Source organism: Bradyrhizobium sp. AS23.2 (assembly GCF_001908185.1).
Classification (GTDB): Bacteria; Pseudomonadota; Alphaproteobacteria; order Rhizobiales; family Xanthobacteraceae; genus Bradyrhizobium.
The window spans coordinates 1-20,612 of the sequence record NZ_LGHM01000229.1 but is presented as its reverse complement, the minus strand read 5'-3'; the positions used below and the strand labels follow the sequence as shown (position 1 = coordinate 20,612).

General features: G+C 61.7%; 16 protein-coding genes. 1 reads left to right on the top strand and 15 read right to left on the bottom strand.

The genetic code is table 11. The features are described 5' to 3' along the window. From AC630_RS38350 to AC630_RS38310, 9 genes are all read right to left on the bottom strand, one after another. On the bottom strand, window positions 1-525 hold a 525-nt coding region (locus AC630_RS38350), incomplete at its 3' end, for an ABC transporter ATP-binding protein (protein WP_074123557.1). Window positions 526-693: 168 nt separating this feature from the next. Beyond that, window positions 694-1,692, bottom strand: coding sequence for an NAD(P)H-dependent flavin oxidoreductase (locus AC630_RS38345; RefSeq protein ID WP_074123556.1), 999 nt, complete (start codon window positions 1,690-1,692; stop codon window positions 694-696). A gap of 186 nt (window positions 1,693-1,878) precedes the next feature. Then, the gene (locus AC630_RS43115; RefSeq protein ID WP_245330641.1) at window positions 1,879-2,172 is read right to left on the bottom strand and encodes an AMP-binding enzyme; all 294 of its coding nucleotides are present in this window, start codon (window positions 2,170-2,172) and stop codon (window positions 1,879-1,881) included. After that, on the bottom strand, window positions 2,117-3,463 hold the full coding sequence (locus AC630_RS38340) for an AMP-binding protein (protein ID WP_167561365.1): 1,347 nt from the start codon (window positions 3,461-3,463) through the stop codon (window positions 2,117-2,119). Before AC630_RS38340 ends, AC630_RS43115 begins: the two co-directional genes overlap by 56 nt. 203 nt (window positions 3,464-3,666) lie before the next feature. Then, window positions 3,667-4,845: an ABC transporter substrate-binding protein gene (locus AC630_RS38335; protein ID WP_245330640.1), complete on the bottom strand. Its 1,179-nt coding sequence runs from the start codon at window positions 4,843-4,845 to the stop codon at window positions 3,667-3,669. Window positions 4,846-5,219: 374 nt separating this feature from the next. Continuing rightward, entirely contained in the window at window positions 5,220-6,788 is a 1,569-nt protein-coding gene (locus AC630_RS38330; RefSeq protein WP_074123554.1) for an AMP-binding protein, read from the bottom strand. A 64-nt stretch (window positions 6,789-6,852) separates the two neighbouring features. Beyond that, window positions 6,853-8,082 carry an ABC transporter substrate-binding protein gene (locus AC630_RS38325; RefSeq protein WP_074123553.1) on the bottom strand — a complete coding sequence of 410 codons (1,230 nt, stop codon included), beginning with the start codon at window positions 8,080-8,082 and terminating at the stop codon, window positions 6,853-6,855. A gap of 408 nt (window positions 8,083-8,490) precedes the next feature. Further along, a complete protein-coding gene (locus AC630_RS38315; RefSeq protein ID WP_074123551.1) occupies window positions 8,491-9,891 on the bottom strand; it encodes an aldehyde dehydrogenase family protein in 1,401 nt (466 codons plus the stop codon). A 36-nt stretch (window positions 9,892-9,927) separates the two neighbouring features. Further along, window positions 9,928-10,980 carry an alcohol dehydrogenase catalytic domain-containing protein gene (locus AC630_RS38310; protein WP_074123550.1) on the bottom strand — a complete coding sequence of 351 codons (1,053 nt, stop codon included), beginning with the start codon at window positions 10,978-10,980 and terminating at the stop codon, window positions 9,928-9,930. 261 nt (window positions 10,981-11,241) lie between these two features. Here AC630_RS38310 and AC630_RS38305 point away from each other — a divergent pair, with 261 nt between their 5' ends. Further along, window positions 11,242-11,721 (top strand): MarR family winged helix-turn-helix transcriptional regulator, encoded by a 480-nt coding sequence (locus AC630_RS38305; protein ID WP_074123549.1) that lies wholly within the window; start codon window positions 11,242-11,244, stop codon window positions 11,719-11,721. Window positions 11,722-11,740: 19 nt separating this feature from the next. Here the strand turns inward: AC630_RS38305 and AC630_RS38300 are convergent, their stop codons facing one another. The 6 genes from AC630_RS38300 to AC630_RS46450 all read right to left on the bottom strand — a co-directional run. Beyond that, window positions 11,741-15,091 carry a carboxyl transferase domain-containing protein gene (locus AC630_RS38300; RefSeq protein WP_074123548.1) on the bottom strand — a complete coding sequence of 1,117 codons (3,351 nt, stop codon included), beginning with the start codon at window positions 15,089-15,091 and terminating at the stop codon, window positions 11,741-11,743. Between the two features lie 159 nt (window positions 15,092-15,250). Further along, window positions 15,251-16,648 carry a dihydrolipoyl dehydrogenase gene (gene lpdA, locus AC630_RS38295; protein ID WP_074123547.1) on the bottom strand — a complete coding sequence of 466 codons (1,398 nt, stop codon included), beginning with the start codon at window positions 16,646-16,648 and terminating at the stop codon, window positions 15,251-15,253. Window position 16,649: 1 nt separating this feature from the next. Continuing rightward, entirely contained in the window at window positions 16,650-17,933 is a 1,284-nt protein-coding gene (locus tag AC630_RS38290; RefSeq protein WP_074123546.1) for a dihydrolipoamide acetyltransferase family protein, read from the bottom strand. Then, complete coding sequence (locus AC630_RS38285; protein WP_074123545.1) at window positions 17,934-18,947, bottom strand: alpha-ketoacid dehydrogenase subunit beta; 1,014 nt, start codon at window positions 18,945-18,947, stop codon at window positions 17,934-17,936. It abuts the gene before it with no gap. 2 nt (window positions 18,948-18,949) lie between these two features. Next, complete coding sequence (locus AC630_RS38280; RefSeq protein WP_074123544.1) at window positions 18,950-20,191, bottom strand: thiamine pyrophosphate-dependent dehydrogenase E1 component subunit alpha; 1,242 nt, start codon at window positions 20,189-20,191, stop codon at window positions 18,950-18,952. Window positions 20,192-20,199: 8 nt separating this feature from the next. After that, window positions 20,200-20,612, bottom strand: a 413-nt coding sequence (locus tag AC630_RS46450; protein ID WP_208867102.1) for a hypothetical protein, incomplete at its 5' end; no start/stop codon positions are given.

Here is a 20,612-nt window from a genome sequence, read left to right as displayed (position 1 = left end):
CTCGTCCAGCAGCATCATCTCCGGGTCGAGCGCGAGCGTGGTTGCGATCTCCAGTGCGCGCTTGCGCCCATAGGGCATCTCGACCGCCGGCGTATTGGCAAACTCGCTGAGGCCGACATCGTTCAACAGCTCCAGCGCACGGTTGTTGAAGCGGTTGAGCACCGACTTGGAGCGCCAGAAATCGAAGAAGCTGCCGTGCTGGCGCTGCAGCGCGACACGGACGTTTTCCAACGCGGTGAGATGCGGAAATACCGCCGAAATCTGGAACGAACGGACCAGCCCCATGCGCGCCACGTCGGCCGGCGCCATCGCGGTGATGTCCTGTCCCTTGTACAGGATTTTCCCAGCGGACGGTTTCAGGAACTTCGTTAACAGATTGAAGCACGTCGTCTTGCCGGCGCCGTTCGGGCCGATCAACGCGTGAATCGTGCCGCGCGCGATGCGGAAGTTGACATCGTTGACAGCGACAAAGCCGGCAAATTCCTTCGTCAAGCCCCTGGTTTCCAGGATGATATCGGCAGACACGTGGTTCTTCCTCGGGATGCTCCGGCCAAACCGCGAGTTTGAATTCTGGAGCGATGTCAGAAACAATCTTGCTCGTGACGTGTCAGGCGTCGCTGAAGCCCGCGATGGTCTTCACTTCGAGATCGTCCGCGAGATCGAACTTGCCCCGCGCGCATGCGACCGGGGACCTCAGGCAACTTTCCCTAAACCCGTCCCGTCGAAGCACCCGACGAGACGCTGCCTGATGATTTGTTCTGCTTCGCGAACGATACGATCGACGAGCTCCCCGACCGTCGGAATATCATTGATCAGGCCCACCACCATGCCGCAACTCCACGCACCGGCTTCGACCGCACCATCGCGCATCACTTTGGGGTAGACGCCCGCCACCTCGCTCAAGATGTCTTCGATCTTCAGCGAGGATCCCTTCTCCCGTTCGATCGCACCAAGCCGCTCGACGGCCGAATTGTTCAAGACACGCTCCGTGTTGCGGAGTGCACGCATGATAATTCGCGTATCGAGCTCGGTTGCCGCCACGAGAGCCTTTTTGACGTTCACATGCACTGGGGCTTCTTGCGTCGCGATAAAGCGGGTGCCCATGTTGATGCCGGAGGCCCCGAGAGCCAGCGCCGCCACAAGGCTGCGACCATCGGCCATTCCGCCAGAGGCGATAAACGGCACGGTCAACTCCTCCGCCGCGCGGGGAAGCAAGATCATGTTGGGGACGTCATCTTCTCCAGGGTGACCACCGCACTCGAATCCATCGACGCTAATGACGTCGCACCCGATACGCTCCGCTTTCAACGCATGCTTGATCGAGGTGCACTTGTGAATGACCTTGATGCCCGCCGCTTTGAGCACCGGCATGTACTGCTCAGGACTGCGCCCCGCAGTTTCCACGACCTTGATCCCCCCCTCGACGATCGCCGATATATATTCGGGGTAAGGCGGCGCCGAGAATGTCGGAAGAAACGTGAGATTCACGCCGAATGGCTTGTCGGTCATGTCGCGACAGCGCGCGATCTCCTTGGCGAGAAGCTCCGGAGTCCTCTGGGTCAAGCCGGTGATGATCCCCAAGCCTCCGGCGTTGGAGACAGCGGAGGCCAGTTCCGCCAAACCGACATGGTGCATGCCTCCTTGGACGATCGGGTACTTGATTCCAAAGAGCTCAGTAACGGCTGTTTTCATCTGTCTTGCCCTATAATCTCTGAATTCTTGTGGGCGCATGGAAGAGCGCCCGGGCCCGGGCCCGAGCCGGGCCGATGTCCGCCGACGCCATCCCCGCGATGACGCCCTGCCACTTGATGTCCCGTCCCCGAATGCCCGGTCCTTTGAAACGAATCGTGCACTCATGGTGGCGCGGAGGAGCCGATTTCACGCGCTCGAGCTCTTTCGCGCTGTCCCGCGCATTTCCACGTATTCGTTGCGGAGTTCGCGCTTCAGGACCTTGCCCGCGCCAGACACCGGAAAAGGCTGCGTTCGGAAGGTCACTGAGCGCGGACATTTGTAACCGGCGATCAGACGCCTGCAATGGTCGATGATGTCGGCCTCGGATGCGCCATGCCCCTCTCGAAGCTGGACAATGGCATGGACCACTTCGCCCCATTTATCGTCAGGCACACCGATGACGACCCCCCGTCGCCACGGACGGATGGCTCGCCAAAGCATTCTCGACTTCAGCCGAATAGACATTCTCGCCACCCGACACGATCAGATCTTTCAGGCGATCGACAAGGAAGACGAAGCCGTCTTCATCCATATATCCGGCATCGCCGGTGCGAATCCATCCATCAACGATCGTTGCTGCGGTTTCTTCCGGCTTGCGCCAATAGCCGAGCATCATGTGCGGGCCACGCACCCTGACCTCCCCGACCTCGCCGCGGGACAGCTCGTTTCCGGTCGGATCCGCGATGATGATCTCCACGCAGCGTCCCGCTTGTCCAGCAGAGCGAACCCTGCTCGCCTCGACCCCGGCAGGCGTATGATATTCTGGCCAGAGCGTCGATATATGCGGCGATAGTTCGGTTTGCCCGTAGCCCTGCTGCATCTCGACGCCGGGCAGCTTTTGCACCGCCTCCCGGATCTGCGCCTCGGACATTGGCGCAGCGCCGTAGTAGAGATTTTTCAGGGAAGAAAGGTCGTACTGCGCAATATCGGGCTGGTCGAGCAGCATCCGGATCATGGTCGGCACCATGACAACGTGTGTGACATGGTGCTGGGAAATGGCGCCCAGGAAGGCTTTCGGCTCGAAGGCCGAGTGAAAGACATCCATGCCTCCGTGGATTCCGGTAGCGAATACGTTCTGCACGCCTCCGATGTGAAACAACGGCAGAACATGCAGTGAAACCGCTTTGGGTCCCACCAGACCTCGATCGGCAGTCAAAGCCATAGCACTCGACCATAGGCTGAGCTGACTGAGCATGACGCCTTTGGAACGCCCCGTCGTTCCGCCGGTATAGCAGATCATCGCAAGATCGCTGCCGGCAACAAGCGCCGGCTTCTCGGCCTTGTTTTGAACGATCAGATCCTCGTAGGCGAGGCAAGTCGATTCTGCGCTCTTGTCCGCGGCCGCGTCCATCAGAACGATATGCTCGAGTGACGGACATCGCGCCTTCAGAGGATCTGCGAATTTCAGAAACTCCGTGTCGACATAGAGAGCACGCGGCTCGGAGTCACCGACTCCGTAGACAAGCTCCTCGAGGCTCCACCGCGTATTGAGGGGAACGATGACGACGCCGCTCCAGAACGCCGCGTAGTAGACCTCTTTGTAGCGGGCTGAATTCAGCGCCAGAACGGCAACCCGGTCTCCTGCACGCAGGCCCAGATGCTTGAAGGCCCCGGCCATGCGGCCAACGCGATCAAGCAATTCGCTCCACGTCCAACGTTCAGAGCCATCAACGCTGGCAAGATGGCCGGCTCTCGTCTGAGCCGACCTGCGAAGTGACTGCGTAAGGTACATCAGAACCTCTTTTCGGGGAGGAGATAGCGCTCGGCGGACGGGTTCAGCGCGATCAGATCGGGCGTGAACCGCCGGCATTGCCGATCGAACCGCAACCTTCCAAGTGCCGGCTTTCGCAGCGAGGCTAACGAGACAAGCACGTCATTGCTCGCTGGAGAACCTGAACAAGCACTTGGAGAGATCACGGCACGCAAGGGCACGGCCTAATTCTTGACGAGCGGGCATCCCCCTTGGTTCAGGGGCCGGTAGGCCTGGTCACCCGGAACCTTCTCGATCAGATTGTAGAGGTCCCACCCGCTTCGCGAATCGGCAGGCTTCTTCGCTTCGAGCAGGTAAACATAGCTTGGGATCATTCGGCCATCCTGGCGGATGGTGCCATTCAGCGCAAAGAAGTCGTTCACGGGCATCTCGCGCATCTTGGCGTTGACGCTCTTCGCATTATCGGTGCCGGCAGCCTTGATCGCCCGCAGATAGTGAAGAGTGGCAGAGTAGGCTGCGGCGTGATTCTGCGAAGGATAGCGCTTGAATTTTGCTTCGAAGCGCTTTGCGAACGCGCGGGTCGCATCATCGCGATCCCAGAAATAGCTGTCCGAGAGCATAAGTCCTTGTGCGGCCTCCAGCCCCAGGGCGTGGATGTCGGACGTGTTGGTAATCAAGCCGATCAGCTTCTGTCCGCCGGCACGAATACCGAATTCTCCAGCCTGCTTCAGCGAGTTGAGAGTATCGCCGCCGGCGTTCGCCATCGCGATGATATCTGCCCGCGATGACTGGGCGGTCAGGAGGAACGAGCTGAAATCCATGGTATTGATTGGAGCGCGCACGCTGCCCAGCGTCTTGCCGCCGGTGCTCCGAATTTCATTCTCGGCGTCGCGCTGCAGATTCTCACCAAAGGCATAGTCGGCTGTGACGAAGAACCAGCTCTTCGCACCGACAATGGCTCCTGCCTTTACGCCAAGCTTGGCGGCTGCATAAGTATCGATGATCCAATGAGTGGACAACTCGCTGCATGCCTTGCCGGAAAGGTCCGAACTGACGCCGCCGGTGTTCAGAATGGTGATGCCTCGGAGCTTGGCGAGTTCCAGGGCGGCCATGGTGGTCGCGGTGCCTGCAGGAGTCAGCAGCGCATCGACGTTGTTCTCGTCGATCCAGCGGCGCGCGATTGCGGATGCAATGTCGGCTTTCAATTGCGTATCGGCATTCATCAGCAGGATCGGCTTGCCGTCCATGTTGCCGCCGAAATCGTCGATCGCCCATTGCGCGGCGTCGACGATGCCCTGGCCGACCGAATCCGAATACGGTCCGGACATGTCGTTGAGAATGCCGATGCGGACTTCGTTGTTCGTGAGGCCTTCCTGAGCACTCGCACCCGAAACAACAAACATTGCGGCCAAAATTCCACACAGCCGCGCTCCGATTTGAAGGCCCTTTTGAACCATCGACGTCCCCCTCTTTAGCGTTTGCACGCCACGCATATCATTACATTCGAACAAATAGCAACAGATGAAGCGAGCAACATCATGACGTATGTTGGACGAACGCGCGGTGGACTCTGTCGGCGGATGACCCGCGAACCGATTTCCAGATCATGTCTTTGATAATAATAAAGAACATCTCTGGCGCGACACAGCTTTCCCGCTTTGATCAGCAGTGGCCATGGTCGCGGGCACCTTGTTCGAACGTTCTTAAATATTCGACTCTTTAACTGCTTCGTCCACTGAGCCACGATGGCGGCCGCGTCGCGGACGCCATCCAGCCGTCATGCCACGCTCCGCGCCTGACCGGACCAGTAAGGTGCACGCATCGCCTTGCGGTCGATCTTGCCAAGCGCGGTGAGGGCCAGTTCCTTGACGAAGTCGATCGACTTCGGAGCCCACGCGGCCCCCCGCTTGGCCTTGACGAAGGCCTTAAGCTCCTCTGCATTGATGCTGGTGTCCTGCTTGAGGACGACGAACGCCTTGACCGCTTCTCCCCACTTTTGATCCGGCACTCCGATCACGGCGGCGGACGCGACCGCGGGATGGCTCATCAGTGTGTCTTCCACCTCACGCGGATAGATGTTGAAGCCGCCGGAAATGATCATGTCCTTGGTGCGATCGACGATGTAAAGAAAGCCCTCCTCGTCTTTCGTCGCGACATCGCCGGTGTGCAGCCATCCGCCCCGGAAGGCTTTCTCGGTCGCCTCGGGAAGCTTCCAATAGCCCTTCATCGCGAGCGGGCCGCGCAGACATATTTCGCCGGGCTCGCCAAGCCCGACTTCACGCATCTGCGGGTCGAACAGCTTGACGTCGGTCAGCGCCGTGATGCGGCCGCACGACCCAAATCGGTGCGGCTTGCTGACATCGTGGTCGCTCTTGCGCATGGATGTGATGCAAAGTGGCGCTTCCGTCAGGCCATAGAACTGCGCGAAATTCTGGCCAAAAACGTCGATGGCCTGGCGCAGGCGGTCCGGTGACATCGGCGCGGCGCCATAAGCGATGAGCTCGATGGATGAGAGATCGTATTTCGCGCGCGTCGCCTCGTCGTCGAGCAGCGTGTAGATCGCGGTAGGGACGAGCATGAGCGCGTTGATGCGCTCGCGCTCGACCGTGCGGCAATAGTGGTCTGGCTGGAAGCCCGGAACCAGGAATGAGAACCCGCCACGCATCATGGTCGGCCACAGAAACACCGCCGCCGCGTGGCTCACTGGCGTGGACGCGAGGTAGCGGACATCGACTGGCCACTCCCAGTCCGCGTAGATGCTCAGCACCGCCGCCGTCATCGCGCGATGAGGCATCATGACTCCCTTGGAGCGCCCGGTCGTGCCGCCCGTGTACGCGAGCCAGGCGACCTCTCCGCCGCTCCCCTGATCAACCAGCGGCGCCGGTTCGGCCGCAGCAACCGCTTTCAGCAGGTCCGGGATGCCATCCACTTCACCAAACGCCATCAGGTGCTTCAGTCCCGGCACACGCTGCTTGATGACGCGGCCGCGATCCGCGAACGTCTCGCCATCGACAATCAGGATATCTGCTTCCGCATCTTCGATAACGTAGGCCTGGTCGTCCTCCGCCGACAGAGGGTGCAGCGGCGTGTACCGCATGCCCATGATGAGCGCCGCGTTCATGACCGCCCACACCTCGGCGCGGTTGGGTGAAAGCATGGACAGCGAGCTACCGGGCCCGAGACCGAGACCGCGCAGAACGGCGACAATTCGTCCCATCTGCTCACCGAGTTCACGGTAGCTCCAACGCTTCCGGTCGTCACCGATCGCGGGCCTGTCGCCAAACCGCGCGACCGCGCTGATAACGAGATTGCCTAGCGTTCCCCCGCTGACAAGATCATGCGACATGCGATGCTCCGAAGCAGAACGAGAAATGGACGCCGGCAGAACATGCCGACGCCCGCAAACACGGCTAGTCCTTCTTGCCTGCGACGAGCGGGCACTTCGATTCGGACACGGGACGAAATGCGTCCTTGCCAGGAACTGTCTGCACCAGCTTGTAGACGTCCCACGGCCCCTTCGACTCGGAAGGCTTCTTGACCTCGAACAGGTAGAGATCATGGATCATCCGGCCATCCTCGCGGATGTAACCGTTCTTCGCGAACATGTCGTTGATCGGCATCTTCAGCATCTGGGCGCGAACGGTAGCGGCATCGTCGGTACCCGTTTTTTCGATCGCCTTCAGGTACTGCAACGTCGATGAATAAACGGACGCCTGCACCGCATTCGGCATGCGCTTGGTGCGCTCGAAGAAGCGCTTTGCCCAGGCCCGCGTTTCGTCGTTCAGATCCCAGTACCAGGCCTCCGTGAGAAGAAGCCCCTGCATATCCTTCACGCCGAGCGAGTGAATGTCATCCAGGAGAACATAGAGAGCGACCAGGCGCTGGCCGGAGTCGAACATTCCGAATTCGCGCGCCGTCTTGATGGTGCTGGTGAGGTTGTTGGCAGCGTTCGCGATGGCGACCACCTTGGCCCCCGAACGCTGCGCGGTGAGCAGGAACGACGAGAAATCCGACGTAGCCAGCGGATGACGAACCGTGCCGACCAGTTTGCCGCCGTCCTGGCCCAAGAAGCTCGTTACATCGTTGACGTAATCAAGACCAAATCCGGCGTCGAGCGCGACGATGAACCAGCTATCAAGCCCTTTCTTCACGAGAGTGTTCACGAGCGGCTTGGCGAGCGAGTAGGTGTCGAAGGGATAGTGGATCGACACCGTCGAGCAGCTCTCATTGGATAGCCGCGAACCGCCTGCACTGTTGAAGATCGCCATCTTGTTTTTCTGCTTGGCGACCTCGAGCACGGCCAGCGCCGTTCCCGTTCCCGGAACATCGAGAATGGCATCGACCTTGTCGTTATCGAACCACTCCCGGGCCTTGGCGCCGGCGTTGTCCGTCTTGTTCAGATGGTCCGCAGAGAGAACTTCAATCGGCTTGCCCAACACCTTTCCGCCGAAATCCTCCACCGCCATCTTCCCGGCTTCGACCGAATACTTTCCGGCGTAGTCCGCATAGGGGCCCGACATATCCATGATGAAGCCAAGGCGTACGACATCGTCGGAAATCTGCCCGGTTGCGATCCCACTTGCGCCGACCACCGAGGCGAGAACACAGGCCGATAGTTTCAGAAGACGATTGAGCTTCACGCGCTTCCCCCCCTCTTTGCGGCTCCCGCATTTTGTCGAATTTTTACCGACGGCCGCAAAAGCCAATCTTATTTATTCGGATAATACCGGTCATGGCTGTTATGTCAACGCGTTGTCAGACCTTGGCCGACCCATTGGCGGCCATGCCACTCACCTGCGACCTCGCCGCAGCGGCGAATTGCCGTTTGAAATCGTTGATAAACCGGGCCCGGCCGTTGAAGGACGAATGCCCCTGATGTGACGGATGAAGCATCGGCCGGCATCTACGGCTCGCGAGGGGGGCGCCGCGCCTCCGCATCGAACGGCTGACTGCACGCCCCCCTTCCTGGCGGGCTGCAAGGCTCAAAAATGAGAGCTTAGACAAAAGCAAGAAGCCCGGCTGCGCCAGCCGGGCTTCTTGGTGGTGCATCATGCCGTTGCGTAGATGACCGTCGCCTGGGTGTATTCCTCCAGACCGTCCTGCCCGAGTTCGACCCCGACGCCGGACTGCTTGGCGCCGCCGAACGGAACGTCGGCGCGCACATCGATGTGGTTGTTGACCCACGCCGTCCCCACCTCGAGGCGCGCAGCCACCTCGAAGCCGCGTGCGGGATTGGCGGTCCAGACGGATCCCCCAAGGCCGAACTCCGAATCGTTGGCCCTCCTGACGGCATCATCGAGATCGTCGTAGCGGAGGATCGGCAACACCGGCCCGAACTGCTCCTCACGAACCAGCCGTGCGGAGTCGGAGATGTCTCGGACCAGCGATGCGGGAATGAAATAGCCCTTACCCTCGCCGACGTCACCACCGGCGATCACGCGACCATTAGCCTTTGCGTCCGCAAGAAGGGCCTTCACCCGCTCGAACTGCTGTCGGTTCTGCACAGGCCCGAGCGTCGTCTTGTCGTCGAGACCGTCGCCTATCACCGTCTTCTCGGCCTCCTTGACCAATTCATCGCAGATCGCATCGTACAGCGAGGACGGGACATAGAGCCGCTTGATCGCAAGGCAGATCTGCCCGGAATTGGTGAAGGCAAGCCGGAAGATCTTCGGCGCCACCACCTTTGGATCGGCATCGTCGAGGACGATCGCCGCGTCATTGCCACCGAGCTCGAGCGTAATCCGCTTGAGACTGGAGGCAGCGGACGACATCACCTTCTTCCCTGTGGCAGTCGAGCCCGTGAACGCAACCTTGGCAACGTCGGGATGGTTGGTGAGGACTTCCCCGAGATCGTTGTTGTCGACGATGACGTTGATCACGCCCGGAGGCACGATCTGCGCCGCAAGCTTTGCGAACAGAAGCGCGCTGAGCGGCGTGGTCGGCGCTGGTTTCGCAACCACCGTATTGCCGACCATAAGGGCCGGCGCCAGCTTCATGGACAGAATATGCAGCGGATAATTCCACGCCGCGATGGCGGCGACCACACCCAGCGGCTTGTGCTGCTGGATTACCCTTCCGCGAGAGGATTCCTTGAGCACGACGTCCGACACGCTCATCGAGGCGAAGAACTTGAACATGCCGGCCGCCCACGCTACCTCCTGGCGCGCAAGCGTGATCGGCTTGCCCTGCTCCATCGTCAGCAAGCGCGCAAATTCGTCCGCGTTCTGCTCGATGGCCTGGCCCAGTGCCAGGACCTTCGCCCGGCGATCGTCGGCGCTGGTGCGAGACCATGCGGGAAAGGCGTTCTTGGCCGCAGCGACAGCCTCGTTCAAAAGCGCCTCGTCGGCGCGCGCTGCCGTCGCAAACACCTGCTCCGTCGCCGGATTGACAACATCAAGCTTCAGGACGCCGTCGTTCAGGACGCCGTTGATCAGTGATTGATAGTGCATGACCACTCCTAGTCTCGGCTCCGCGACTCGATCTGCTTACGGAACGAGCACAACGCGGCCGACGACATTGCCATTGCGAAGATCGGAGATTGCTTCGTTGGCCTTGGTCAACGGACGCGGATTGATGATGATCGGCGGGGGACCACCTTCGCGATTGCGTGCCAGCTCGATCAGCTCTTCAAGCTCCGCGTGAGAGCCGATATAGCTGCCCTCGATCGAAACACCCCGGCTCGGGAACATCGCAACGGGGAGCGTCACTGCACCGCCGAACAGGCCGACGATCACCAGCTTGCCGCCACGTCCCAGCAGATTGAAGCCGAGCGTGGCGGTCTGCTCGGATCCGACGAAATCGATGACGCCCATCACGGGGCCGCCGACGAGGTCGCGCACCTTCCGCACGACCTTGGGATCGTTCGGATCCAGTGCTGCGAGCGCGCCGGCCTCCAGCGCCGCCGCACGCCGCCGCTCGTCAAGCTCGATCACGATCGCCCCTTTGGCACCGAGCATCGCCAGAATGTGAAGCGACATCAGGCCGAGGCCCCCCGCCCCGATCACCACGATCGGTTGCGTCTTTAGCAACGGTTGAAATTTCTTGATGGCCCCAAAAGCAGTGAGGCCAGAGCACGCATACGGCGCCATCTTCACCGGATCGAGCCCCCCAAGATCGATGAGATAGCGCGAATGCGGGACGACGAGGCAGTCAGTGAAACCGCCATTGCCATTGAGACCCATAAAGCGCGGCTTGCTGCACAGGTGATCGTCGCCGATCGAACACACATGACAACTGCCGCAACCGATCCAGGGATCGACCAGCACCACGTCGCCCACCTTCGCGCCTTTGGCATCCGGGCCTACGGCAAGCACCTCGCCGGCAATTTCATGCCCTGGCGTCAACGGCAGCGTCACCCCGCCCAGCGGCGCTTTCTTGCCACCGCCGAGATCAAAGAACCCTTCGCAAATGTGGACATCGCTATGGCAGACGCCCGCTCCCTTGACGCCCACCACCACTTCCGTTCCTGTTGGAGCCGGAATAAATTGCTTGGATTCGACTAACGGCGAACCAAACTCGAGCAACTGATAACAACGCATCTCCAACTTTGACACTGCTTCCTCCCTTGCCTTGCGATCGCCTTCTTATGTCGATCGGCGAACGGATATCCATGCGACTGGCGCAACGTTCCCGATCGTGCGTACGCACGACGAGCAATCTGCGACAGGAGCCTCAATCGAAAGACCAGCCGACCTTGAGATTGAATTGACCCGACGTCGATTGCCATAAGCCCAAACGGCAATTGCGTCAACTCGTTTACGCATCTATCACGTGATGATCCGAAGCCGCATGGAGCCGCCGTGTCCAAAGAGAAAGCCAAGTCGCAGTCCACCACGTCACCGGACAATTCGGTGAATGCGATCAACAATCGGCTGTTCTTCCGCCTTGTTCAGTCCAGCAACCTGTATGAGCGTGGCGTTCAGCACCACGTCAACGTCTCCAGCGTTCAGGGCGCAGTGCTCGGTGCAGTGTCGCGCAATGCCGATCTCAGCATGGCATTAGCCGATCTCGTCGAATACCTGGCGGTCAGCCGCCAGAATCTCGATGCGGTGTTGAAGCGGCTGGAACGACAAGGCTACGTCGAACGCGTCGAGAGCCCGCAGGATCGCCGCGTCCGCATCGTTCGGATGACCCCGACGGGCTATGAGTTCTGGACGGACATCTTGCAGCAGTCATTTCAGTTCTATCGCAAGATCACCAGCGGCATCTCGTCCGAAGAGAAAAAGGTCCTGACCGATCTTCTCATCCGGATCGGCCACAACCTGCGCAAGCCCGACTGAGCACCCGACGGCGAATAACTCACCAGGCATCGACCAAGGGACGCTTCTTTGCAGCCGGTGCGCCGACCGTCCCTACGGCTCGCAGGCCGCGGGAGATCCAGCTGCGCGTATCCTTCGGATCGATCACATCGTCGAATTCCAGATGCGTTGCACCATGAAGCGCCCTGCTTTGCTCGTAGGACTTGGCAACCATCGTGTCGTACCATCTCTTCCGCTCTTGCGCGTCTTCGATGTCCGCCATTTCCTTGCGGTAAGCCAGCTTCACTGCACCTTCGAGGCCCATGGCTCCGAACTCTCCTGTCGGCCACGCGACAAAGAAGAACGATGAGTGTGCACTGCCGCCAGCCATGGCGATGGCGCCGAGTCCATAGGCCTTGCGGAGCACCACCGTGAAATACGGTACCGTGATGCTTTGCGCTGCAAGGAACAAGCGCGAAGTGTGGCGCACCTGCGCGGCCTTCTCGATTTCCGGGCCAACCATCATGCCCGGCGTGTCGCACAGTGACAGGATCGGGATGTTGAAACCGTCGCAAAGCTGGATGAAGCGCGCCGCCTTGTCTGCGCCCTCCGCGGCGATTGCGCCCCCCAGATGCATGGAATTGTTGGCGATGACGCCAAGTGCCCGCCCCTCTATGCGGATAAAGGCGGTGATCATGCCAGGTCCGAAAGCCGATCGCAGTTCCAACACCGAACCGGCGTCGGCCAGCGTCGCGATCAGCGCACGGATGTCATATGAGCGCATCCGGTTTTCCGGGACGGCAGAGCGAAGCAGGCGCTGGTCGGCAACGTCATACGTGCCGATCCGCCCCTGGAAATACGACAAGTATTTCTTCGCCGCAGCGACGCCATCGGCCTCGTTCTCCACGACGATATCGACCACACCATTGGGCGCCTGGACGTCGAGCGGCCCGACCTCTTCCGGACGGTAGACGCCGAGGCCGCCACCCTCGATCATTGCCGGACCGCCCATGCCGATGTTGGCGTTCCGCGTCGCGATGATCACGTCGCAGACGCCGAGCAGCGCGGCATTGCCCGCGAAGCATCGGCCCGAAGCGATGCCGACCGTCGGCACCAGGCCGCTAAGGCTGCCCGCCAGCGAGAAGGTCGGACTGTCGAGCCCGACAGGCGCGTGCCATTGATCGCCCGGGCGCCCACCGCCGCCTTCGGCAAAGACGACCGTGGGAATCGCCCATTTCCGTGCAAGGGCCAGAAGACGATCAGTCTTGCGGTGGCTCGTATAGCCCTGCGTACCCGCAAATACGGTGTAATCATAGGCCAACACCGCACAGCGTGCCGCGTCCTCGGCGAACAAGCTTCCGTTGACGGAGCCGATACCGGTGATCAAGCCGTCGGCCGGACTGATCTTCAGCAGTTCATCGAGCGAGCGCCGGTGTCGCTGCGAAGCGAGCGCGAGGCCGCCATATTCAATGAAGCTCCCCTCGTCGCATAGGTCGGCGATATTCTCGCGCGCTGTACGTTGACCGGTCTTGCGACGCCTCGCCACCGCGTCGGGTCGTCGCGCGTCTCCTAGAACGTCGTGTCGTTCGATCACCTCGGCAAGGTCAGGCCGAATGGCGTCGAGATCGACTTCCGCAGCCGTCTCGGCGATCACCTCACCGTCGGCGCTCGCCTGAATGTAGAGCAGCGGCATGCTCTCGAAGAGTGCGTCGCCCACCTCGACGGCGACCGCCATGACCTTGCCGCTGACGCTGGCGAGGACAGGGTGCTCCATTTTCATCGCTTCGAGCACGGCGACCTGCTCGCCGGCTCGCACCTGCTGGCCCTCGGTGACGTCAATGCCAACCACCGTGCCCTGCAGCGGCGACACGATCACCTCCGCCTGTTGGATTGCAGGCAGATTCAGGATGCGCTCCGAAAGAGGACGGCCGCCTTCGCCACCGAACACCGCCAGCGGATCGAGCGAGCGCTTCGCGCTCGAAGCACCGCGATCTCGGGCGGGCACTGCTTCGACCGCTACGATGCTGCTCAGAAGCGCGGCGATATTGTCTTCCACGAAGCGTGTATGCAGCTCGTTCGCCTGCACCGCGGGATGTTGGAGCAGCGCGCCAAGCAGCGGGATGTTGGTGGCAACGCCCTCAACGCGAAACTCGCTGAGCGACCGTCGAGCCCGCAGCAGGGCGTCGGAATAGCGGTCCGAGCGATGATGCACGATCAGCTTCGCCAAAAGCGAGTCATAGCGCGGGCTCGTCTGATAGCCAGTGTAGCCGAATGTGTCGACACGAATCCCGGGCCCGGCCGGCAGATCGAAAACGTCCAGCGTACCGCCCGTCGATCGCGTGTTACCCTCGCCATCGATCGTTTCCATGTTGACACGCAGCTGGATGGCGATGCCTTCGGGTCTCGGCTGAGCTCCCTCATCGATCCCCAGTGCAGCCAGCGTGGCGCCACCTGCGATACGAAGCTGCATCTGCACGAGATCAATTCCATACACCTCCTCGGTCACGGTGTGTTCGACCTGGAGACGCGGGTTAACCTCGATAAAGGCGAACTCACCGTCGCCCTCGCGCGCGTTCCATACCAGAAACTCGAAGGTTCCAAGGCCCTGGTAGCCGACCTCGCTCGCCATGCGAACCGCGGCATCGCAAAGCCTGCGACGCAATCCGACGGACAAAGTAGGTGACGGAGCAACCTCGATCATCTTTTGGTGGCGGCGCTGGATCGTGCATTCGCGCTCGCCAAAATGCACGACACGATTGCCGTCGCCGACGACCTGAATCTCGATGTGACGACCAGCCTCGATCAGCCGCTCGACATAAACGTCGGAGTTACCGAAGGCGCCGAGCGCCTCGGACCGGCAGCGCTGATAGGCGTCCGCCAATGCGTCGATCGATCGCACGATGCGCATGCCGCGACCGCCGCCGCCGGACACCGCCTTGACGATGACGGCCGCTCCCGCGTCGAGCTTCGCGAAGAACCTGCGAGCCTCTTCCAGGGTCACCGGCCCTGCCGAGCCGGGAACGCATGGCACGCCGCAAGTGCGCGCCAACTTGCGCGCCTTGGACTTGTCCCCGAACATATCCAGGAGTTCCGCCCGCGGCCCGACAAAGACGATGCCATTCCGTCGGGCTTGATCGGCAAACTCGAAATTCTCGCTCAGAAAACCGTAGCCCGGATGAACTGCATCACAGCCGGCCTCCTTCCCGAGGGCGATCAGCTGCGCCGCGTCGAGATATGCCGACGGCCCCTTGCCGGCGAGCTGAAGCACGCGATCGGCACGGCGCACATGAAGACTCCGTGCATCATCTTCCGCGCAAACGGCCACAGTCTCGATTCCAAGTTCACTGGCGGCGCGTGCAATGCGGATGGCGATCTCGCCACGGTTGGCAATGAGAAGTTTCTTGATGGCCATCAGACGCTTTTTCTCTCCAGTCGGCGGGACCGCTCTCGAAAGGCGACGCTCACTCTCCCTGAGTGCCTCGCCTTAAAAGAGAATGGAAATTATGTCAATGCCATTACATAATTGGGCGCGCCGCTGCGCCCCTTTCCGGCAACCGGCGGGATCAGACGATCAGAGATGCAGCATATGGCCCAATCCGCCGAGCGCAGCCTCGTGGATCGCCTCGCCGCGCGTCGGATGAGCGTGGATCGTCCCCGCGATGTCCTCGAGCGCAGCGCCCATCTCGACAGCAAGTCCGAAGGTGGCGGAAAGTTCGGCGACATCGTGCCCAACGGCCTGTATGCCGAGCACGCGATGCGTATCGGCGTGCGCCACGATGCGAACGAACCCCGCCTCGTCGTGCTGACTGAGCGCCCGGCCGTTGGCAAGGAACGGAAAGGTGCCAACCTTCACCTGCCGACCGGATGCCGCGGCCTCCGCCGGCGACAGCCCGACAGATACGATCTCCGGATCGCTGAAGCACACGGCAGGCACGGCGGCATGATCAAACTCCGTGTGCAGGCCGGCAATCCGTTCCGCCACCACCTTGGCCTGCGCCATGGCGCGATGCGCAAGCATCGGCTCACCCGTGACGTCACCGATGGCCCAGACGTCACGCATGGATGTCTGGCACCGATCGTCGACACGTACGAACGCGCCGCGCATTTCGAGATCGAGTCGCTCCAACCCAAATCCCTCGGTGCGCGGCTTTCGTCCCACCGCGACCAGAATCTTGTCGGACGGCAGCGCAATCGGCTCCCCATTCGGTGGGGAGGCGACGAGAAGCTGCGCACCATCGTCCGTTAGTCCTCGAGCGAGCGTGCTGGTAAGCACCCTGACGCCGAGCTGCTCGAGCCGCTTCGCGACCGGCCTGGTGAGCTCCGCATCCCACGCGGGCAGGATCCGTTCCGCGCCTTCGACAATGGTGACGTCCGCGCCGAGCTTGGCGAAAGCCGTGCCCAACTCGATCCCGATGTAGCCGGCGCCCACCACCACGAGACGGGAGGGAATTTCATGGAGAGCCAACGCATCGGTCGAGGAGATGACAGGGCCTCCGAACGGAAGAGCCTTGAGTTCCGCCGGTACGGAGCCTGGGGCCAGTACGAGATGGTTCGCTTCCACCCGGACCGGGGACTTGTCCGAGGACACGATGCAGGTCTTGCCATCCTGAATCTGTGCCGTTCCGCGCAGCGTGGTGACATTCTGCTTCTTCAATAGGCCGGCGACGCCACCGGTCAACCGCCCGACGATACTGTCCTTCCAGGCAAGGGCCGCCGGAAAATCGAGGGACACACCGGGGACGCGAAGGCCGAACGGTGAGGACGACACCTGCAGCTTCGTCCGGTGGAAGGCCTCCGCCACATGGATCAGGGATTTCGACGGAATGCACCCGACATTGAGACAGGTGCCGCCAAGGGCGCGCTGCTCGACCAGTACGGTCTTGAGGCCCAGTTGGCCGGCGCGGAGGGCCGCGACGTATCCCCCCGGGCCACCACCGACGACGCACACCTCAGTCTTGATCGCATCCATGTCACATCTCGATAAACAGCGTGGATGGCTGTTCCAGCAGTTCCTTGATCCGGCGCACGAATAACGCCGCGTCATTTCCATCCACGACCCGATGATCGAACGAGGACGACAGGTTCATCATGTTGCGCGGGACGAAACGGGCGCCGTCCCACATCGGCCGCACAGCAAGCCGGTTGATGCCGATGATGGCGACCTCGGGTGAGTTGATCACCGGGGTCGTGGCAATGCCGCCCAGCTCGCCAAGGCTGGTGATGCTGATGGTGGAGCCGGAGAGCTCCTCGCGCGTCGCCGAGCGTCCCCGCGCCGCGCCGGCGAGTCGGCGGATTTCGGCCGCGCTCTGCCACAGGTCGCGAGTCTCGGCGTGGGCAACGACCGGCACCATCAACCCGTTGTCGGTCTGGGTGGCTATCCCGGCATGCACGGCGCGATGACGCACCACAATCTCGCGCGCATCGTCATAATGCGCATTTATCTGGGGAAACTCGCGCACGGCGAGAACCAGCGCCCGCAGAACGAAAGGCAATACAGTGAGCCTGCCTCGCGCCTCGCCGTGGCGGGCATTGAGGTGCGCGCGCAGATCCTCGGCGGTAGTGAGATCGATCTCCTCAACGTAAGAGAAATGCGCGATGCGGCGGGTCGCGTCGGCCATTCGCTCGGCGATCTTGCGCCGCAGGCCCGTGACCTTGACTTCCTCGATGCCTTCGCGCCGCGCATATGCGCTCGGCGCGGAGGCGTGCACCGCATCGCGACCGACGAAGGCATCGACGTCCTGATGCAGGATGCGATGTCCGGGTCCCGAGCCGCCTACCATGCGCAGGTCGATCCCGAGCGTGCGGGCGCGCGCGCGGACGGCCGGCGAAGCAACCGGACTTTCGCCACGTGCGGGCGGCGGCCTCCTTCGCGGCTCCTGTGACGCACCGACGTCGGGAATCTGCGGGTCCGCGCGCAACAACGCCTGTCTCGGGTCGGGTTCGAGAACGGCCGGCGCAGGCAATTGCGTCGTCGGCGCCAGCGGGACAGCAATGGTATCGTCGGCGACGGTCCCCTTGCCCTCAATGACTGCAAGTTTTCCACCCACCGCGAGCATGGCACCCACACCCGGGCCAATCTCGCGAATGCGGCCTCTGAACGGCGAAGGAATTTCAACCGTTGCCTTGTCGGTCATCACCGCCGCGAGAATCTGGTCCTCGGCAACCTCGTCGCCGATCGCGACATGCCATTCAACGACTTCCGCCTCGGCGACGCCCTCTCCGACATCTGGCAGCTTGACGAGGTGCACGACCATCTACGCCTCCATCGCCTTGAGCAGCGCCCGACCGACCCGGTCCGGTCCAGGGAAATAGTTCCACTCCAGCGCATGTGGATATGGCGTGTCCCACCCGGTGACGCGCTGGATCGGTACCTCGAGATGATAGAAGCAGCGCTCCTGGACTTCGGCTGCGAGTTCGGCGCCGAATCCCGATGTTCGCGTGCCCTCGTGAACGATCACCAGCCGTCCGGTCTTGGAGACGGAAGTCACAATCGTTTCGATGTCCAACGGCACCAACGTGCGCAAGTCGATGATCTCCGCATCGACGCCAGTCTCGTTCGCGGCCGCTTCGGCAACGTGCACCATGGTGCCATAGGCAAGAACCGTGACGTCCGCACCGGCGCGCTGCACCGATGCCTTGCCGATTGGCACCGTATAGTAGCCTTCCGGCAGTTCGCCGTGCTCGCTCTTGCTCCACGGCACGATGGGCCGATCGTGATGGCCGTCGAATGGTCCATTGTAGAGACGCTTCGGCTCGAGGAAGATGACGGGATCATCATCCTCGATCGCCGCGATGAGCAGCCCCTTTGCGTCGTGCGGATTGGAGGGAATGACAGTCTTCAGACCGCAGACATGGGTAAACAACGCCTCAGGGCTCTGGCTGTGGGTTTGCGCGCCATAGATGCCGCCGCCGCATGGCATCCGGATCACCAGCGGCGAAGTGAAATCGCCGGCCGAGCGATAGCGCAACCGCGCGGCTTCCGAGACGATCTGGTCGTAGGCCGGATACATGTAGTCGGCGAACTGGATTTCGGCGACCGGACGCAAACCGTAGGCGGCCATGCCGACCGCAATTCCGACGATGCCCGTCTCCGATATCGGCGTATCGAAACATCGGTGAGGGCCATGCTTCTTCTGAAGGCCTTCAGTGCAGCGAAAAACGCCACCGAAATAGCCGACATCCTGCCCGAAGGTGACCACGCGTTCATCGCGCGCGATCATGACATCCACCGCATCGCGGATCGCTTCGATCATCGTTCCACGCGGCATGGTCAGTACCCCAGCGCCTGTCTCTGCTCGCGCAGATGCCAGGGCGCTTCCTTGAAGACATCCTCGAACATGGTCGCGGGACTTGCCTTCGGACCATCGTGCAGCGTGCCGTAGCTGCGTGCCTCCGCTGCGGCCTGGGAGACTTCCGCTTCAAGCTTGGCCTGAAGCGCGACATGACGTTCCTCGCTCCACTCGCCAATGCCGATGAGATGCATCTTGAGACGATCGATGGGGTCGCCGAGCGGCCACGCGGACTGATCGTTCCTGGCGCGATACTTCGATGGATCGTCTGATGTCGAGTGCGGCGCGACACGATAGGTCACAAACTCGATCAGAGTCGGGCCGAGATTGTTGCGGGCGCGCGCCGCTGCCCAGTCGCCGACGGCCCGCACCGCAAGGTAATCGTTGCCATCCACCCTGAGCGAGGGGATTCCATAGCCCTGCGCGCGCGCCGCAAACGTCGACTGCGCGCCGCCAGCGACGGCCTGGTTGGAGGATATCGCCCATTGATTGTTGACGACGTTCAGTACGACGGGCGGCCGATAGACCGAGGCGAAGAGCAGCGCCGCGTGGAAATCGCTTTCCGCGGTCGCGCCCTCCCCGATCCAGGCGACGGCGATCTTGCGTGCGCCGTGAATGGCTGCGGCCATCGCCCAGCCCACGGCCTGCACATATTGCGTTCCCAGATTCCCGGAGATCGAGAAGAAGCCTGCATCCGGGGCCGAATAAAACACCGGAAGCTGCCGACCTTTCATGCGATCCTTCGCGTTCGACAGCACCTGGCACATCATGTCAACAAGCGGCCAGTCCTGTGCGATCAAGAGTCCCTGCTGGCGATAGGTTGGGAAGTTCATGTCGCCCTTGGCGAGCGCCGCCTGGAATGCGCAGGCGATCGCCTCCTCGCCGGTGCACTGCATGTAGAACGAGGTCAGCCCCTGCCGTTGCATGCGGACCATTCGCGCGTCGTAGGCTCTAGTTTTCAGCATTGCGCGCAGACCATTCCGCAGCGCCTGCGGATCGCTCGGCTGGGCCCACGGGCCACAAGCGCGACCTTCGTCATCGAGCACCCTGATCAGCCTGCCGGCATGATCGCGAAAGGCCGCGAGATCGGCATCCGGCGCCGGCCGCTCCACCTCGCCCGCAGCGGAAAAGACGACCTCCGAATAATCGCCCGCATGTTCGGGCCGCGTCGGGCTCTCGGGAAAATGAAGCGAGGGGGTTGGGGCCGATCGAGACTGCAGCATGGCTAACCTCACTGAAGCGCGACGCGGTCGAGGCGAAGCGACAGCACCGCGCAATGCCGGGCAAAGCGCGAGCGAAGTTGTTCTGGATCGCAATCGGCTGGCACGGCCAGGCTGACGAATATCTCGGCCGCCGCCCCCTCGCTGGCCTGCAGACGGAGAGATGCGAGGCGCAGCCCGAAGCGCTCGATGTCGCCCAGCAGACGGACCGCGCCATCGATCGCGTTGGCCACCGCCCCATTGAGCTCGAGTTCCTTGTCGGCCATGGCTCCCTCCAGAACAATCATGACCTTTTTTATCTTCGAACTTATCAGAAATAGGTTCTTATTTTTCAGGCACGTGATACTTTCTTGAGCAAGATCATCTGGAATAGGCAAAAATGGCAGAAAATCTGACTGGAAAGGCGAAGGACCCATCCTCGCTT

Bases quoted from the DNA above. Each gene is read 5' to 3' on its own strand.
- AC630_RS38345 (WP_074123556.1), bottom strand. From the start codon at position 1,692: ATGAAAACAGCCGTTACTGAGCTCTTTGGAATCAAGTACCCGATCGTC.
- AC630_RS43115 (WP_245330641.1), bottom strand. From the start codon at position 2,172: ATGCTTTGGCGAGCCATCCGTCCGTGGCGACGGGGGGTCGTCATCGGT.
- AC630_RS38340 (WP_167561365.1), bottom strand. From the start codon at position 3,463: ATGTACCTTACGCAGTCACTTCGCAGGTCGGCTCAGACGAGAGCCGGC.
- AC630_RS38335 (WP_245330640.1), bottom strand. From the start codon at position 4,845: ATGTTTGTTGTTTCGGGTGCGAGTGCTCAGGAAGGCCTCACGAACAAC.
- AC630_RS38330 (WP_074123554.1), bottom strand. From the start codon at position 6,788: ATGTCGCATGATCTTGTCAGCGGGGGAACGCTAGGCAATCTCGTTATC.
- AC630_RS38315 (WP_074123551.1), bottom strand. From the start codon at position 9,891: ATGCACTATCAATCACTGATCAACGGCGTCCTGAACGACGGCGTCCTG.
- AC630_RS38310 (WP_074123550.1), bottom strand. From the start codon at position 10,980: ATGCGTTGTTATCAGTTGCTCGAGTTTGGTTCGCCGTTAGTCGAATCC.
- AC630_RS38300 (WP_074123548.1), bottom strand. From the start codon at position 15,091: ATGGCCATCAAGAAACTTCTCATTGCCAACCGTGGCGAGATCGCCATC.
- lpdA (WP_074123547.1), bottom strand. From the start codon at position 16,648: ATGGATGCGATCAAGACTGAGGTGTGCGTCGTCGGTGGTGGCCCGGGG.
- AC630_RS38290 (WP_074123546.1), bottom strand. From the start codon at position 17,933: ATGGTCGTGCACCTCGTCAAGCTGCCAGATGTCGGAGAGGGCGTCGCC.
- AC630_RS38285 (WP_074123545.1), bottom strand. From the start codon at position 18,947: ATGCCGCGTGGAACGATGATCGAAGCGATCCGCGATGCGGTGGATGTC.
- AC630_RS38280 (WP_074123544.1), bottom strand. From the start codon at position 20,191: ATGCTGCAGTCTCGATCGGCCCCAACCCCCTCGCTTCATTTTCCCGAG.